The sequence below is a fragment of the Thiocystis violacea genome, assembly GCF_016583575.1.
In the GTDB taxonomy this organism is placed as follows: Bacteria; Pseudomonadota; Gammaproteobacteria; order Chromatiales; family Chromatiaceae; genus Thiocystis; species Thiocystis violacea.
The window spans coordinates 1-15,355 of sequence record NZ_NRRG01000075.1; the positions used below are offsets into that span (position 1 = coordinate 1).

The 15,355-nt window shown below is 66.1% G+C and carries 12 protein-coding genes; 7 read left to right on the plus strand and 5 right to left on the minus strand.

Annotation, left to right across the window (positions count from 1 at the left end):
* Positions 1-2,509: response regulator (locus CKO27_RS21680; RefSeq protein ID WP_200377011.1), on the minus strand; the 2,509-nt coding region annotated here is incomplete at its 3' end.
* Positions 2,510-2,811: 302 nt separating this feature from the next.
* Here CKO27_RS21680 and CKO27_RS21685 point away from each other — a divergent pair.
* The 7 genes from CKO27_RS21685 (at position 2,812) to CKO27_RS21715 (ending at position 11,693) form a co-directional block, all read left to right on the plus strand.
* Positions 2,812-3,426, plus strand: a complete 615-nt coding sequence (locus CKO27_RS21685; RefSeq protein ID WP_200377012.1) for a response regulator — start codon at positions 2,812-2,814, stop codon at positions 3,424-3,426.
* Between the two features lie 45 nt (positions 3,427-3,471).
* Positions 3,472-4,326 (plus strand): ATP-binding protein, encoded by an 855-nt coding sequence (locus CKO27_RS21690; RefSeq protein WP_200377013.1) that lies wholly within the window; start codon positions 3,472-3,474, stop codon positions 4,324-4,326.
* A 175-nt stretch (positions 4,327-4,501) separates the two neighbouring features.
* Positions 4,502-5,401: a transporter substrate-binding domain-containing protein gene (locus CKO27_RS21695; protein ID WP_200377014.1), complete on the plus strand. Its 900-nt coding sequence runs from the start codon at positions 4,502-4,504 to the stop codon at positions 5,399-5,401.
* 18 nt (positions 5,402-5,419) lie between these two features.
* A complete protein-coding gene (locus CKO27_RS25075) occupies positions 5,420-7,177 on the plus strand; it encodes a sensor histidine kinase (RefSeq protein WP_200377015.1) in 1,758 nt (585 codons plus the stop codon).
* Entirely contained in the window at positions 7,174-8,376 is a 1,203-nt protein-coding gene (locus tag CKO27_RS21705; protein ID WP_200377016.1) for an HDOD domain-containing protein, read from the plus strand. Before CKO27_RS25075 ends, CKO27_RS21705 begins: the two co-directional genes overlap by 4 nt.
* Positions 8,377-8,401: 25 nt before the next feature.
* The gene (locus tag CKO27_RS21710) at positions 8,402-9,502 is read left to right on the plus strand and encodes an HD-GYP domain-containing protein (RefSeq protein ID WP_200377017.1); all 1,101 of its coding nucleotides are present in this window, start codon (positions 8,402-8,404) and stop codon (positions 9,500-9,502) included.
* A gap of 154 nt (positions 9,503-9,656) precedes the next feature.
* On the plus strand, positions 9,657-11,693 hold the full coding sequence (locus tag CKO27_RS21715; protein ID WP_200377018.1) for a methyl-accepting chemotaxis protein: 2,037 nt from the start codon (positions 9,657-9,659) through the stop codon (positions 11,691-11,693).
* 25 nt (positions 11,694-11,718) lie between these two features.
* Here CKO27_RS21715 and CKO27_RS21720 read toward each other — a convergent pair whose 3' ends face one another.
* Genes CKO27_RS21720 through CKO27_RS21735 form a run of 4 tightly spaced genes read right to left on the minus strand, consistent with a single transcriptional unit; the run spans position 11,719 to position 15,106 of the window.
* Positions 11,719-12,522, minus strand: coding sequence for a Cof-type HAD-IIB family hydrolase (locus CKO27_RS21720; protein WP_200377019.1), 804 nt, complete (start codon positions 12,520-12,522; stop codon positions 11,719-11,721).
* A 57-nt stretch (positions 12,523-12,579) separates the two neighbouring features.
* Complete coding sequence (gene cobJ, locus CKO27_RS21725; protein ID WP_338116157.1) at positions 12,580-13,746, minus strand: precorrin-3B C(17)-methyltransferase; 1,167 nt, start codon at positions 13,744-13,746, stop codon at positions 12,580-12,582.
* Complete coding sequence (locus CKO27_RS21730; protein ID WP_200377020.1) at positions 13,743-14,474, minus strand: precorrin-2 C(20)-methyltransferase; 732 nt, start codon at positions 14,472-14,474, stop codon at positions 13,743-13,745. Before CKO27_RS21730 ends, cobJ begins: the two co-directional genes overlap by 4 nt.
* Before the next feature lie 5 nt (positions 14,475-14,479).
* The gene (locus tag CKO27_RS21735; RefSeq protein ID WP_200377021.1) at positions 14,480-15,106 is read right to left on the minus strand and encodes a precorrin-8X methylmutase; all 627 of its coding nucleotides are present in this window, start codon (positions 15,104-15,106) and stop codon (positions 14,480-14,482) included.
* Between the last annotated feature and the right edge of the window lie 249 nt (positions 15,107-15,355).

Here is a 15,355-nt window from a genome sequence, read left to right on the forward strand (position 1 = left end):
TCAACTTGTGAGCGATGGTCGCCAAGTCGCCGTACTCTTGCCGCTCCAGCGCCCGACCCATCGCCTCCAACTGGCCAGGCAGCTCGGCCAAAAAGGTCGCGCGCAACTCGCGATAGCGGGCCGTATCACGCATCGGCGCCGCGACTCTCTCCGCTGGCCGATCCGCCTCGACCCTAACCGTCTTCAGATAGCGCCCGAGCGTGGCGTGGAAGCGGTCCAGTTGAATCGGCTTGGTGAGAAAGTCGTCGCAGCCGGCCGCCAGCGCGGCCTTGCGGTCCGCCTCCGTGGCATTGGCGGTCAAGGCGACGATCGGACCCTCGAACCCGGTCAGGCGCAGCAGGCGCGTGGCGTCCAATCCGTCCAGCACCGGCATCTGCATGTCCATCAGCACCAGGTCGAAGGGCTGCTGTTGCGCCAGATCCACCGCCTCCTGTCCGTTTTTCGCGGCGCTCACCCGTGCGCCCGCGCGCTCCAGGTAGAGCGAGATCAATTCCCGGTTGTCGGAGTGATCGTCCGCGAGCAACACCTGTCCGGACAGGCTGGGAACGCTGGTGGCCTCCGCCTGTTCCATGGCGATGGCCTGTCCCTCCAAATCGGGTGGAACCGGCTCCAGCAGGGTGTCCGGCAATGGACCCGTGGCCAGGGTGGCGGTGAATTGACTGCCGATACCCAGTACGCTGCGCGCCCTGAGATCACCCCCGAGCCGTCGCGCGAGTCCGCGCGCGATGGTCAGCCCCAGACCGCTGCCGCCGTGATGCCGGGCGGTCGAGGCATCCGCCTGAACGAAGGATTCGAACAGCTCCGGCAGCCGTTGTTCCTCGATGCCGATGCCGGTATCCGCCACGGCGCACACCAGCCGTTCCCGCTCTCGGTCCAGCGAGACCCGCAGGAGCACCGAACCCCGCTCGGTGAACTTGATGGCGTTGTTGACCAGATTGACGAGGATCTGCTTGGCGCGGGTGGGATCGGTCATGAGGGTGCGCGGCCAGGGCGGTTCCACGATGACCTGGAAATCCAACCCCTTGCCGCGCGCCCGCGCGCCGCCCAGCGCCGCGATCTCGCGCAGCAGCTCGGCAAGCGGCGTTTCCATCCGCTCCAGGTCGAGCCGGTCCGCCTCGATCTTGGAGAAATCCAGGATGTTGTCCACCAGTTCACGCAGATAGCGACCGTTACGGATGATGGCCTCCACCGCGCGGACTCGCTCCGGCGCGGACTGTCCCTCGTCGGTCAGGCTCTCGGCGAAGCCGACGATCGCGGTCAGCGGGGTGCGGATCTCGTGAGACATGTTGGCGACGAAACGGGTCTTGGCCTCGCTGGCCGCATCGGCGCGGTTCCGGGCCAGCTCAAGCTCCTGAGCGCGACGCCGCGCCTTGGTCAGATCGCGCGCGGAGGCGACATAATTGGTGATCTCACCGTGCCCGTCGCGGACCGTGGTGATGGTCAACTCCTCGAGATAGCTGTCTCCGTCCTTGCGCAGGTTCCATAGCTCGCCCTCCCAGGTGCCCTTGTCCAGGAGGGTGCGCCACATGGCTTGATAAAAGGCCGGACCCTGTCGACCGGACTGGCGAAAGCGCGGATTCCTGCCGAGCACCTCGTCCTGGCTCCATCCGGTCAACCGCGTGTAAGCCCGGTTGACGGCGACGATATTGGCGTCCCTGTCGGTCACGACCAGGGCGCGATCCACGCTCTCGAACACCGTGCTGGCCAGGCGCAGGCGGTGCTCGGATTCCAGACGTTTGCCGATGTCGAGGAAGGTGACCAAGGCCCCTCCCCGCGTGCCGTTTCCGGTCAGCGGATAAGCCCAGTACTCCACCGGCACGGAGGTGCCGTCGGCTCGCCAGCAGATATCGTCGTCCCGATGCACGGGGCGACCCTGGACGGCGGCGGCCAGAATCGGGCAGGCGTCGGCCTCGTGAGGCGAGCCGTCCATCTGGGTGTGATGGATCAGCGCGTGGATATCCTGGCCGACGAACGCCGAGGCGTTGGCGTAACCGAGCAGTTCCATGGCCGCGTTGTTGATATAGGTACAACGCCCGTCCCCATCCTGGGCGAACATGGCGACCGGGGTGGAATTCAGAAACCCGGACAGCAGCCGTCCCCGCTTCTGAATCTCCAGGAGGTTGCGCACACGCAGCATCACCTCGTAGGGATCGTAGGGCTTCACCAGATAATCCATCGCGCCCGACTCCAGGGCGCGCAGACGGGTGGCGCGGTCATCCGAGGCGGTCACCACCAGCACCGCCGGCCCCTCTTGCGGCGGGTAGAGCCCCCGCATCCGTTCCAGGACCTCGAAACCGTCCATGCCCGGCATGTGCAGATCCAGCACCACCAGACTTGGCTGGTGACGCTCAAGCAGCTCCGACACGGTTCGGGGATCGGTCGCGCCGAGCAGATTGGAGTAGCGCCCGCGCCTCAGGATGCGGCGCAGGGTGTCGATGGCGGAGGGATCGTCGTCGACGATCAGGATGGGTTCGTCCGCGCTCGGCGGATTGCGGTTCAGGCTTTCCATTTCAACATCCCTTGATGAGTGGCGGACCCCCGCGCGATGGTGAGCCATTCAAACAAATAGAGCCGTGCCTATCCAGCTTGACAAAGGGCTGAATCCAAGATCGGCGTCACATGTTGCATGTTAGAAGCAGTCAGTCACTTGCGTCAATCACGACATTTGCGACATACTCGCCATCCACGACAGAGTCATCGAAGCCGTTTCGGGACATCGGGAGGATCTTGGATGCTCGGATATGGAACACCCAGACAGGCGCCGGGCGCGCGACGCCAGAGGTCGGTTGAAGCCGGTGACGGAGAGACGGCATGCGCGCGCTGACCACCGGCGAGATCGCCGACTACTGCGGCGTCAACCTGCGCACCGTGATTCGCTGGATCGAGAAGAACCACCTGAAGGCCTACAAGCTGCCGGGCCGGGGCAACAACCGGGTGCGCTTGGTCGACTTTCTGAACTTCGTGGACCGTCACGGAATGCCCCTGCCCCAGGCGTTACATTGCTACGGCAATCGGGTACTGGTGGTGGACGACGACGCGCCCATGGCGAGCAGCATCGCGCGCACGCTGGGCGCGGCGGGGTTCGAGACGCGCACGGCCCTGGACGGCTTCCAGGCGGGTGACGCCCTGCGCGCCTTCCTGCCGGCGGCCATGACGCTCGATCTGCGCCTGCCGGGGTTGGATGGTTTCCAGGTTCTCAACTATGTCCGCGGCGAGCCGGACCTGGCGCGGCTCAAGATTCTGGTGATCTCCGCCCTGCCGCAGGACCGGCTGCGCGAAGCGGTGGCGGCTGGCGCCGATGACGCCCTGGCCAAGCCGTTCGAGGCGTGCGAGTTGGCGAGCCGGCTCAAGGCGCTCTTGCCGGAACCACTGATGTCGGGGCCGCGAAACGCCGGTGGAGAGAAGGTTCTGGATGTCCAGCCATGATGGACGAGTCGATGAGGCGCGACAGGCGCGCCAAGGAGTCAAACCGTGACGGATGAGCCAGAGTCGATCCGGCTGCGCGATCAGGTACGCGACATCCAGGCCCAACTGGTGCGCTCGGAGAAGATGGCGGTGCTCGGGTCGCTGACCGCCGGCGTGGCGCACGAGCTGAACAACCCCATCGGCTTCGTGAAGAACAACACGGTGATGCTGGAGGAATACCTCCAGGTACTGCTGCCGGTGCTGCGCGAGGTGCTGGTCTGGTCGCGAGAGCCCGAGGGCCTGGCCGCCACGCTGGGCGAGCGTATCGCCTCGGCCAGCGGCGGCGAGGATCTCGAACCGATCCTGGACGATCTCGCGCCCCTGCTGGCGGACACCCGCGAAGGCGCCCAGCGGTTGGAGGATATCGTCGGCGGACTGCGGAGTTTCGCCCGGGCGGATACCCCCGAGGGCGAGCCCTTCGACATCAACCAGTGCGTGAAGGATGCCCTCAAGGTCGCCTGGAACGAGCTCAAATACAAGGCGACCGTCGTCCAGTCCATGACGGAAGTCCAGGTGCTGAACGGCAAACCGGGGGAGATCAAGCAGGTCATCCTGAACCTCTTGGTCAACGCCTCCCAGGCGCTCGCCGATTATGGCGAGATACGCCTCGGCACCCGCCAACTCGACGGAGAGGTCGAGTTCTTCATCGCCGATACGGGGACCGGCATCGCGCAAGAACATCTGGAGCGGTTGTTCACGCCCTTCTTCACCACCAAGCCGGCCGGCAAGGGCACCGGCTTGGGGTTGTCCATCAGCCGTGACATCGTGACGGCCCATGGCGGTCGCATCGAGGTGACCAGCAAGCTCGGCGAAGGCAGCGAATTTCGCGTGTTTCTGCCTATTCCACAGGACGACCCATGATATGGGGGTTCCATGGTCGATGGCTCGCGTTATCTGATCTACATCCTCGACCAGCCGGACGAGGAGCATGGGGCTGTTCGCTCGGTCTAGCCCACCGTCGCCGCTCGTCGCGCAGGACTGGCGCGAGCCTCCAGCGTTTCCGACTCCATCGAATCCATTCCTGGGAGCATCCATCATGTCCAGAGGTTTTCTTTCCGTCCCGCCGCTGCTGCTCGGCGCCTTTCTCCTCCTCACCTTGACGGTCGCGCAGGCACGCGACCTCAAGGAGATCCGCGAAGCCGGCGTGCTGCGTCACCTCGGCGTCCCCTACGCGAACTTCATCACCGGGCTCGGCGATGGATTGGATGTCGAGCTGGTCAAGGGCTTCGCCGAGTATCTGGGTGTCCGCTATGAGTTCGTCGCCACCACCTGGACCACCGCCTTCGGCGATCTCACCGGGCGGAACGCCAAGCTCGGCAAGGATGGCGGCGCCGAGCGCCTGGACAAGGCACCGATCAAGGGCGATATCCTGGCCAACGGACTCACGGTCCTGCCCTGGCGCCAGGAGATCGTCGACTACTCGGATCCGACCTTTCCGAGCGGCGTCTGGCTGATCGCCCGGGCTGATTCGACGCTTCTGCCGATCAGTCCGACCGGCTCCAGGAACGACGACATCTCGGTGGTCAAGACCCTGATCAAGGGTCGCGAGGTTCTGGCCCTGGAGAACACCTGTCTCGATCCCCGCATCTACCAACTGGAGAAGACCGGCGCCAACGTTCGGCTCCCTCAAAAGGAGCTCAAGCTCAACGAAATGGCCCCGGCCATCCTCAACAACGACGCCGAAAGCACCATCCTGGACGTGCCGGACGCCCTGATCGCGCTCGACAAATGGCCGGGGGAAATCAAGGTGATCGGACCCATCTCCGACGAACAGACCATGGCCGCCGGTTTTCGCAAGGACTCGCCGGAACTGCGTGAAGCCTTCAACCGTTACCTCGGGATGATTCGCAAGGATGGTCGCTACAACCGGATGGTGAAGGCCTATTACCCGACGGTGTTCACCTATTTCCAGGACTTTTTCGCCACCGACTCCTAACCGCGGACGACGCGAGCGATGGAATTCGGCAAATCCAGGCTCTTGATTTACACGGCGGCGACCCTGCTCGTCGTGTATCTCGTCCTATTGCTGAGCACCACCTTCTATTCGCAGCGCGAGATCCATGAGGCCGCGTACAAGTCACTGCATTTCGAGCTCCAGAAGCGCGCCGCCGCCCTGAGCTATTTCAACTCCGAGCGCAAGGCGGATGTCGCCAGAATGGCTCAGGATCGGGCGCTGATGGTGTTCTTCTCCAATCGCGCGCTTGGTATGTCGATGGAATACGGGCTCAAGACCAGTCTGCTGGCGATGCGCGATCTGGTCAGGGAGATGGAGACCTCGCGAGTCATGAAAGGGGTGCCGATCTATAAGCGGATCCTGATTCAGGATATCGACGGCGAGATCCTGGTCGACGAGGGCGAGGAAGCGGGACAAGCCCGGTTTTGGAAAACACCCTCGTCCCTGTCGATGACACCCGAACTCGCGGTCAGCGAGGATCAGCCGGCCAAGGTCTATTTCATGGCCTCGGTCAGCCATCATGAAACACCGGTCGCGATCATCATCGCCTGGATCAATCAGGACGCCGTTATCGACCAACTGGTGCGACACGAGGACGAGGGGGCGGACTACGTGTTCTATCTCGCCCGGTCGGACGGCTCCCATCTCGTCCAGATGACGGGAGACAGCGGACCGGAGCGGGTACGGCGACGCGATCCGAGGCTCGTGGAGCCCATTCCCGATACCCCCTACGAGATCGGTTTCGCTGGAGACTATCGGCGCACCGGGGGACTGCTGGCCTCCCAGGGCTATTTCCTGGCGCTGGCGTTCCTGGCCGTGGCCCTGCTGCTCCTGCTCGGATGGATGGCGCAGCAGATCCAACAACGCGAGCTGGCCCTGATCGCGAGCCGCGATCAGTTGGCCGAGACCAATCGGCGTCTGCGAATGAGCCAGAAACAGTTGGTGCAATCCGAGAAAATGGCCTCGCTCGGCACCCTGGCGGCCGGCGTGGCCCACGAGATCAACAACCCGATCGGCTTCATCCAGGGCAATCTGGCCAATCTGCGCGAGTACCAGGCGGTGCTGCTGCCGCTGATCGAGGACTATCGGGAACTGGTCCAGGCTCGCGCCGCCACGGAGCCGGAGCTGCTCGGACGTTGGGAAGCCCGCCTGCACGGCGAGGATCTGGATTTCCTGCTGGAGGACATGGAGTCACTGCTGACGGACACCGCCGAGGGCAGCCAGCGGGTCGCCGCGATCGTGGCCGGATTGCGCAGCTTCGCCCACGGCGGGGATTCCAGGGACGAGCCACTCGACCTCAATGAGTGCGTGACCGCGGCCCTGAGCCTGGCCGGCAACGAGATCAAGTACAAGGCCGATGTCGAGCAACGGCTCGGCGAGCTGCCACCCATCCGGGGCAACCCCGGACAGATCACCCAGGTTCTGGTGAATCTGCTGGTGAATGCTGCCCAGGCGATCGATGGCTGGGGCTTGATCGGCGTCGAAACCCTGAGGCGCGGGGACTCCGTGGCGGTGCGGGTGAGCGACAGCGGTCGCGGCATCGCCCCCGAGCACATGGATCAGTTGTTCACGCCCTTCTTCACCACCAAGGACGTCGGCGCCGGCACCGGCCTCGGACTCTCGATTAGTCACGGCATCATCGAGAGCCACGGCGGCATCATCCATGCCGAGAGCGAACCGGGACGCGGCAGCGTATTCACCGTGACACTGCCCATCGAGCGGGCGGATGTCCCAAGCACGGCGGACGACAACGCATGAAGATACTCTTTATCGACGACGAGCCGGCCATCCTACGGACCATCCGGCGCACCCTGAGAAATCTGCCCGCCTGTCACCAGCTCGACCTCGAGCCCGACCCGCTCGCGGCCATCGCCCGACTGAGCGAGACCAGCTACGACCTGGTGGTTTCGGACATGCGCATGCCAGGGCGCAGCGGCTGCCAGGTTCTGGAGCAGGCCGCGCTTCACAACCCCGGCGGCGTGCGGGCGGTCCTTTCCGGTTACAGTGGCGAGGAGGAAACGGCCAGTGTGGCGCAACACGCCCATCTGTTCATCGGCAAGCCCTTCGATCCCAAGGCCATCACCGACCTGATCGCGCGGGCCGAGGCCCTGGGGGCCATGCCCCTGTCGGATGCGCTGCGCCGACGTCTTGGCGGACTCAAGGCCCTGCCGCCCATTCCCAAGCTATTCGTGGCCCTGACCAAGGCGCTGGCTGAAGAGCAGCGCGTGACCTCGCTGGACGATATCGCCGCCATCCTCGGCCAGGACGTCGCCTTGTCCGCGAAGATCCTGCAATTGGCCAACAGCGCCTTTTTCGGGGGCGTGACACGGGCGGTCCGCGTCGAGCAGGCGGTCAAGCTCCTGGGCACCCGACTGGTCTCCGGCCTGGTACTCCAGCACGAGATCTTCGTCAAATCGCCGGTGCCACCCGCGCTGGAAGCCTGGCGCGAACGCCTCAACCAGAAAAGCCTGGCCACCGCCGAACTGGCCGCGCGCATCGCCCGTCAGCGCGGCATGAGCGCCCTGGAGCGCGACGAGAGCAGCCTGGCGGGACTGCTGCACGACGTCGGTCGGCTGGTGCTCATCGGCGAATCCAATAGCCTCGATCCCAGCGATGAGCTGTTCGCCATGGAGCCCGGCCGCGATCTCTGCCGACACGAGGAGAGCCTTTTCGGCGCTCACCACGGCTGGGTCGGGGCCTACCTCCTGCGTCTCTGGGGCTTTTCCCCGGCGGTGGTGGACGCCCTGGCCTGGCATCACGAGCCATCGCGCTCTGGCATCGCCGGGATCTCGCCGCTGACGCTGGTGCATGCCGCCGACGCCATCGTGAACACGGGCCGGGATGGCGAGGCGGACCTCGATCGCGAGTATCTGAGCGGACTCGGCTGCCTCGACGAATACGAGTCATGGGCGGCGCTGGCCGGATCGACCACCCCGGACTCGCTCACCCGACACTGAATGGCGCTCATGGAGTTGTGCCCCGATGGAAATTGATCCGCGAATTCTCGAGGCGGAAATCCTCATCGTCGATGACGAGCGCCCCAACCTGAGGCTGCTGGAGCGGATCCTGACGACCGCCGGTTACGGGAACATCCGCGCCACCACCGACCCGGAGGATGTCCTCCCCCTGTTCCGCGAGCGGAATTTCGATCTCATCCTGCTCGATCTGCGCATGCCGCGCATGGATGGCTTCCAGGTCATGGACGCGCTGAACCAAGCCTGCGGAGCCGAGAACGACTACGCGCCGGTGCTGGTGCTGACGGCCGAGAATGACCCGAAGGCCAAGCTGCGCGCCCTGGCCTCCGGGGCCAAGGACTTCTTGATCAAGCCCTGCGACCGTGCCGAGGTCCTGAGCCGGGTCCACAACATGCTGGAGGTCCGCCTGCTGCATAAACGGATCCGCGAGCAGAACGCGGCGCTGGAGGAAAAGGTGCGCGAGCGCACCAGGGAGCTGGAAGACACCCGCCTGGAGATCATTCGCCGACTCGGTCTCGCGGCCGAATATCGGGACAATGAGACGGGCCTGCACATCATGCGCATCAGCCTGTTCGCACGGACACTCGCCATTCAACAGGGATTGGACGAGCGGCGGGCCACCCTGATCATGAATGCCGCGCCCATGCACGACATCGGCAAGATCGGTATTCCCGATTACATCCTGCTCAAGCCCGGCCGGCTGGATCCGGAGGAATGGCGGGTCATGCAAACCCACAGCGCGATCGGCGCCAGGATGCTGTCGGGCCACGACTCGGAACTGCTGCGCATGGCCTCCAGGATCGCCCTGACCCACCACGAACGCTGGGACGGCGACGGCTATCCCCAGGGCCTCGTGGGCGAGGCCATCCCGCTGGAAAGCCGGATCGTGGCGGTCGCCGATGTCTTCGACGCGCTGCTCTCGGAGCGGCCCTACAAGCAAGCCTGGCCGGAGGATCGGGCGGTGGCCGAGATCGAACGGCTCGCCGGCAGCCATTTCGATCCCGCCGTGGTCGCCGGCTTCCTGCGCGTGCTCCCGGAGCTGCGCGAGATCCGGGAGCGCTACGCGGAGCCGGAGATCCAGGAGGATCACTTGAGCGACCGGCGTTGAGCCAGCCGGTTCATCGGTGGCGCGGGGTCGAGGCGAACGTGAACAGACAACCGGCACGGCCGCATGGGCCACACCAGCGGCCGACGCATCGCGCTATCCTGTAAAATTCATCCCGTCGTCTTTCCCCCAAGCATCGTTCTTCCGAGGCCTCCGCATGCTGACCCGATTTTCCATGATGAACAAATTGTTGGTGACCCTGGTGCCCGCGGCGGTCATCGTGTTGCTCGGCATGATCCTCTTCATGCAGGCCATCCTGCGCGAGGCGGTCACCGAGGATGCCATCGAGACCTCAAGACAAATGGCCCGCGCCGAAGGACTGGCCATTCAGGACAGCCTCATGGGCGAGATGAAGGGCCTCGGCGCCCTGGCGGCGGTGGCCGGAGTCCGCGACGGCATCCCGGCGGAAGGACGCCGGGAGTACTTCAACCGTCTGCTGTCGACCTATCTGAAGGAGCATCCCAACCTGCTCGGGGTCTGGATGGCCTGGGAGCCGAACGCCTTCGACGGACTGGACGCCAGCCATGTCGGCACCGAGGGCCATGACGACAGCGGCCGTTACATTCCCTCCTGGTACCGCACCGATCAGGACATCGCCTGGGAGGCCCTCAAGAACTACGAGACGCCCGGAGACGGCGACTATTACCTCCTGGCGAGAAACAGCGGAAACCCCGTGATCCTCGATCCCTACGCCTATGAGTCGGGCGGCGTCAAGATGCTCCTGAGTTCAATCGTCATGCCGATCCGCGAGAACGGGCGCGTGGTCGGAGCGGTCGGCGTGGATCTCTCGATCGCCCACATCCAGTCGATGATCGACGCCAAGCGTCCCTTCGGCGGGATCACGTCGCTCTTCAGCCGCACGGGCAAGGTGATCGCGCATCCGGACGCCAGTCGTCTGGGCAAGCACCTGAGCGAGACCGACCAGATCACCCTGGGCGAGGATCTGGAGCGATTCACGGACGCCCTGAAGCAGGGTCTCCCCTTCACCGCCACCCGCGAGAACGACCTGGTCGGCGGTCAGGCGCTGATCCTCTCCGAGCCGCTCGCGTTGGCCGGTAACGCGGGACAGTGGTCGATCGGGATGGCCCTGCCCCTGCGCAACGTGCTGGCCGGCACCGACGCGCTCATCCGCGATCTGGTCCTGATCGGGCTCGCCGGCCTGGGGTTGCTGATCGGAGTGATCGTGGCGCTGAGTCGCGGCGTCTCGCGGCCACTGCGCGGCGTGGTCTCGGCGCTCAGGGATATCGCCAGTGGCGAGGGCGATCTGACCCGGCGCCTGCCGGTCGATGGCACGGACGAAATCGCCCTGCTGGCGACCAACTTCAACGCCTTCGTCGGCAAGATCCAGGCGCTGATCGGCCAGGTGAGCGGGGCCACCGCCCAGCTCGCCGCCGCCGCCGAGCAGTTGTCCATGACCAGCGAGGGCGCGCGCGAACAGGTCCAGCACCAGCAGGCCGAGACCGATCAGGTCGCCACCGCCATGAACGAGATGACCGCGACCGTGCAGGAGATCGCGCGCCACGCGAACGACGCCGCCAGGGCCGCGCGCGAGGCCGATCAGGAATCCCGTCAGGGAACCGGCGTGGTACGCGAGACCATCGCCGCGATCGAGGCGCTGGCGCATGAGGTGGAAAGCGCGACGGAGGTGATCCACCGGCTTGAGGTCGACAGCGACCAGATCGGCAAGGTGCTGGACGTGATCCGGGGGATCGCCGAGCAGACCAATCTGCTGGCGCTCAACGCGGCCATCGAGGCGGCGCGCGCCGGCGAGCAGGGACGCGGCTTCGCCGTGGTCGCCGCCGAGGTCCGCAACCTGGCCTCGCGCACCCAGGCGTCCACCAAGGAAATCCAGGCGATGATCGAGCGTCTTCAGGGCGGTGCCAACAGCGCCGTGACCGCCATGCGGCAAGGACGCGAGCGTTCGGGCGAGACCGTGACCAAGGCCGCCCAGGCGGAACAGTCGCTGGCCAGGATCGCGGAGGCGATCACGCGCATCAACGACATGAACACCCAGATCGCCAGTGCCGCCGAGCAGCAGGGCGCCGTGGCCGAGGAGATCGACCGCAACGTGACCAACATCGCCCAGTCGGTGGATGGCGCCTACCAGGCGTCCGGCCAGATCGCCTCCTCCAGCGAGGGTCTGTCCAGACTGGCCATCGAGCTGCAAGAGCGGATCGGACAGTTCAAGGTCTGACGAACCGAGGCCCGTTCCTGAGGCATCAGCCGGCGGTCGCGAACAGACCCTCCAGGTAGTTCGCGACCGCCTCTTGCGCGTTCGAACCTATGACTTCCAGCTCGGGCAGCGCCGCCTTCAGGCTCGCGTCGGCGTTGCCCATGAGAACGCCCTTGCCGGCATAGCGCAGCATTTCCAGGTCGTTGCGGCCGTCGCCGAAGGCGATCACATCGGCGCGATCCAGACCAAGCCGGCTCACCACCCCCGCCAGGGCCTCGCCCTTGGAAACGCCCCTGGCCATGACTTCCAGAACCATCGGCAAGGCATAGGTGGTCGTGACCCGGTCGCCGTGACGCGCCAGGATCCGTTCCTCCAGCGCCAGCAGATGATCCGGATCCTCGGCGTAATAGAAGACCTTCAGCACCGGCTCGGGCGCGAGCGTCGCGAAGTCCGCTACCCGATAGGCGAATCCGGAATCCTGGTGATAGCCCAGCAGGATCGGCTTGGGCGTCTCGACCAGCCAGTCGTCGAGGCGGTAGATATTGGTGTGAACGCGCTCGAAGAGCGGATCGCGCAGCAGGAAATCCAGACAGTCGGCGTCGATCGCGCGGCAATGCGTCAGGCGCGACCCGCCGTCATGCACCGCCGCGCCATTGCTTGAGATCAGACCGCCACGGCTTCCGAGCCGGTCGGCGAGACAGCGGATGTCCAGGTAGTGCCGTCCGGAGGCGAGCAGGATCTCGATACCCCGAGCTTGCAGTCCATCCAGGACCGCGCGGCTGTAATCGCCCAGGCGATGCTCGGCATTCAGCAGGGTGCCGTCGAGATCGCAGACAATGAGTCGGTACATCCGCCGGGTCTCGGCCATGCGTCCACCCCTATTGGAACCTGAAAAGAGCCGCCAGCCTCAGGCAGGGGCGTCGTTCGAACCCTCGCCATACCACCTCGGCGTATAGACCCACTCCCCGCCGCCTGCGCGCGCGAACCGACGGGTCAGGGAGGAGCCGACGATGACGACGGTGCGCATGTCGACCTGTTCGGGGCGGATCTCGCCCAGGCTGGTGACGGTCAGGCGCTCGTCGGGACGTCCGATGTCGCGACCGAGGACGATCGGCGTGGCGGGCCGGCGGTGCGCGCGCAGGATGTCGAGCGCGCGGGCGAGTTGCCAGGGCCGCGCCCTGGAACTGGGGTTGTAGAGGGCGATGACCAGATCGGCGAGCGCGGTCTGTTCCAGCCGATGCTCGATCGTCGCCCAGGGCTTGAGGTTGTCGGAGAGCGAGAGGACGCAGAAGTCGTGCCCCAGCGGCGCGCCGGCGCGGGCGGCGGCCGACTGGGCGGCGGAGATGCCGGGCAGGATCGCGAGATCCACGGCGCGCCAGGCCGGGTCGTCCGATTGATCGAGCGCCTCGACCACCGCCGTGGCCATGGCGAAGACGCCCGGATCGCCGGACGAGACCACCACCACATGACGGCCCTGGGCGGCCAGCTCGAAGGCCAGCCGGGCGCGGTCCATCTCCTGGCGGTTGTCGGAATCGAGGAGGCGTTGATCCGGGCGGAAGGGTCCGGCCATCTCCACATAGGTCGTATAGCCGACGATGTCCTGGGCGCGGGTCAGTTCTTCCCTGACCGCCGGGGCCATCAGCCCGGCCGCGCCTGGGCCGAGTCCGACCACGGCGAGTCGGCCCGGTCGCGGCGCGAGCGGCTCGACCGCGGGCTGGGCCAGGCCGAGCACCTCCGTGACCCGCCATGCCAGGGCCTCGACCCCCCGCGCGAAACCGAGCAGCGGGACGACCCGCGAGCCGTCGGCGGCGACCGTCACGACGGGCGTGATCGCGCCCAGGCTCCGCCCGATCAGCACGGGCGCTAGGGCGAGCAGGATGACATCCTGATCGCCGATGACGATGCAGGAGCGACCGGACTCCTGCGCCTCGCGCAGTCCGTTGGTCGCCGCATCCTCGGAATCCAGCATCCGGAGTTCGGCGTCCTGGAAGGCGGCTTGAAGCCGCGCGGAGATCCGCTGTCCGCCCGATTCCAGGATCAGCAGGCCGGGCGTGTCCTTCCCGGAGTCGCTCACTGGCCCCGCCACCGTTCGCCAGGGATGAGAATCATCGAGAAGTAGGGGACGCTCTCGGGGTCGATCCCGGCGAGATCGCGGATACGCTCGCCCTCCATGGTCGCCCGTTCCACATAGCGCGCGCGCGATTCCAGACCAAGCGCGCGGATGACCCGCCGGACCTTCTCGAAATTGCTGCCGAGCTTCATGATGGCGGCGGCCTCGACCTCCGACAGCATCCGGGTCAGGGTCTCTTCCGGAAGCGTGCCGGCGATCACCTGCAAGCGTTGATCGCGATAGACCAATGGGGTGCGCAGCACCGAGGCGCTGGCGACCACCGAGCAGACGCCGGGCACCACCTCGGTCTCGAAGCGCTCCGCCAGCCGGTCGTGCAGATACATGAAGGAGCCGTAGAAAAAGGGATCGCCCTCGCACAGCGCCGCCACGTCGCGGCCGGCGTCGAGATGAGCGGCCACCTGCTCGGCCGCCTCGTCGTAGAAGTCGCGCATGACCCCTTCGTAGTCATAGGGTGGCTCGGGCTTCTTGCCGGTGACCGGATAGACCAGCGGCAGACGAATCTGGTCGGCGCGCAGGTGGGGTTTGGCGCTGCTCAGCGCGTTGCCCCGCTTCTCCTTGCCGACATAGTAGGCGACCACCGGGGCCGCGCGCAGATAACGCAGGGCCTTGATGGTGATCAATTCCGGATCGCCAGGGCCAACGCCCAGGCCGTACAAACGCCCCTTACCCATGTCGATCAGGAATGCTCCCGTCCGAGGGCGTTCACCGCCGCGACCGCCATGGCGCTGCCGCCACGCCGACCGCGCAGGGTCACGAAGGGTACGCCCCGGCTGTCGGCGGCGAGCGCCTCCTTGGACTCGGCCGCGCCGACGAAGCCGACCGGAAAGCCGAGGATCAGCGCCGGCCTGGGCGCGCCCTCGTCGAGCATCTCCAGCAGGCGGAACAGCGCCGTCGGGGCGTTCCCGATGACCACGACCGAGCCGGCGAGATGCGCGCGCCACAGCTCCAGCGCCGCCGCCGTGCGGGTGTTGCCGAGTTGGCGGGCCAGATCGGGAACGCTCGGGTCATGCAGGGTGCAAAGGATGGGGTTATCGGCGGGCATGCGGGCGCGGGTGATGCCCTCGGACACCATGCGGCTGTCGCAGAGGATGGGCGCGCCGGCCGCCAGCGCCGCGCGGCCCGCCTCGCCCGCGCCGGGTGAGAACGCCAGATCCTCGATGACCTCCGGCATGCCGCAGGCATGGATCACCCGCACCGCGAGCGACTCCAGGTCGGCGGGAACGCGATCCAATCTGGCCTCCGCGCGGATGATGGCGAACGACTGACGGTAGATGTCATGGGCATCGCGGTTGTATTCGATCATGGCAAGTCTCTGGTCACGCGACAAACGCGGGAATGTTCGGAAGCGGGGACGAGGCCCTGGGTCGGGCCGGAAGTCAGCGGGGATGGCGAGGTTTGTTCCGGCGAACGCGCGAGTATAATACTAAGCACTCCGGTCAGCTACTCCCGAACCGCCCACGCCGGCCAACCGCCGGGGCGCGTCCAGGTTCGCCGGGAAGCGCCCAAGGCTCCAGATTTCTCCCGACAATCACCAGCCGCCGCCTGCCCTCAT

Coding starts and splice junctions, on each gene's coding strand:
- CKO27_RS21720 (WP_200377019.1), bottom strand. CDS start 12,522: ATGTACCGACTCATTGTCTGCGATCTCGACGGCACCCTGCTGAATGCC.
- CKO27_RS21705 (WP_200377016.1), top strand. CDS start 7,174: ATGAAGATACTCTTTATCGACGACGAGCCGGCCATCCTACGGACCATC.
- CKO27_RS21735 (WP_200377021.1), bottom strand. CDS start 15,106: ATGATCGAATACAACCGCGATGCCCATGACATCTACCGTCAGTCGTTC.
- CKO27_RS21695 (WP_200377014.1), top strand. CDS start 4,502: ATGTCCAGAGGTTTTCTTTCCGTCCCGCCGCTGCTGCTCGGCGCCTTT.
- CKO27_RS21710 (WP_200377017.1), top strand. CDS start 8,402: ATGGAAATTGATCCGCGAATTCTCGAGGCGGAAATCCTCATCGTCGAT.
- CKO27_RS21730 (WP_200377020.1), bottom strand. CDS start 14,474: ATGGGTAAGGGGCGTTTGTACGGCCTGGGCGTTGGCCCTGGCGATCCG.
- CKO27_RS21715 (WP_200377018.1), top strand. CDS start 9,657: ATGCTGACCCGATTTTCCATGATGAACAAATTGTTGGTGACCCTGGTG.
- CKO27_RS25075 (WP_200377015.1), top strand. CDS start 5,420: ATGGAATTCGGCAAATCCAGGCTCTTGATTTACACGGCGGCGACCCTG.
- CKO27_RS21685 (WP_200377012.1), top strand. CDS start 2,812: ATGCGCGCGCTGACCACCGGCGAGATCGCCGACTACTGCGGCGTCAAC.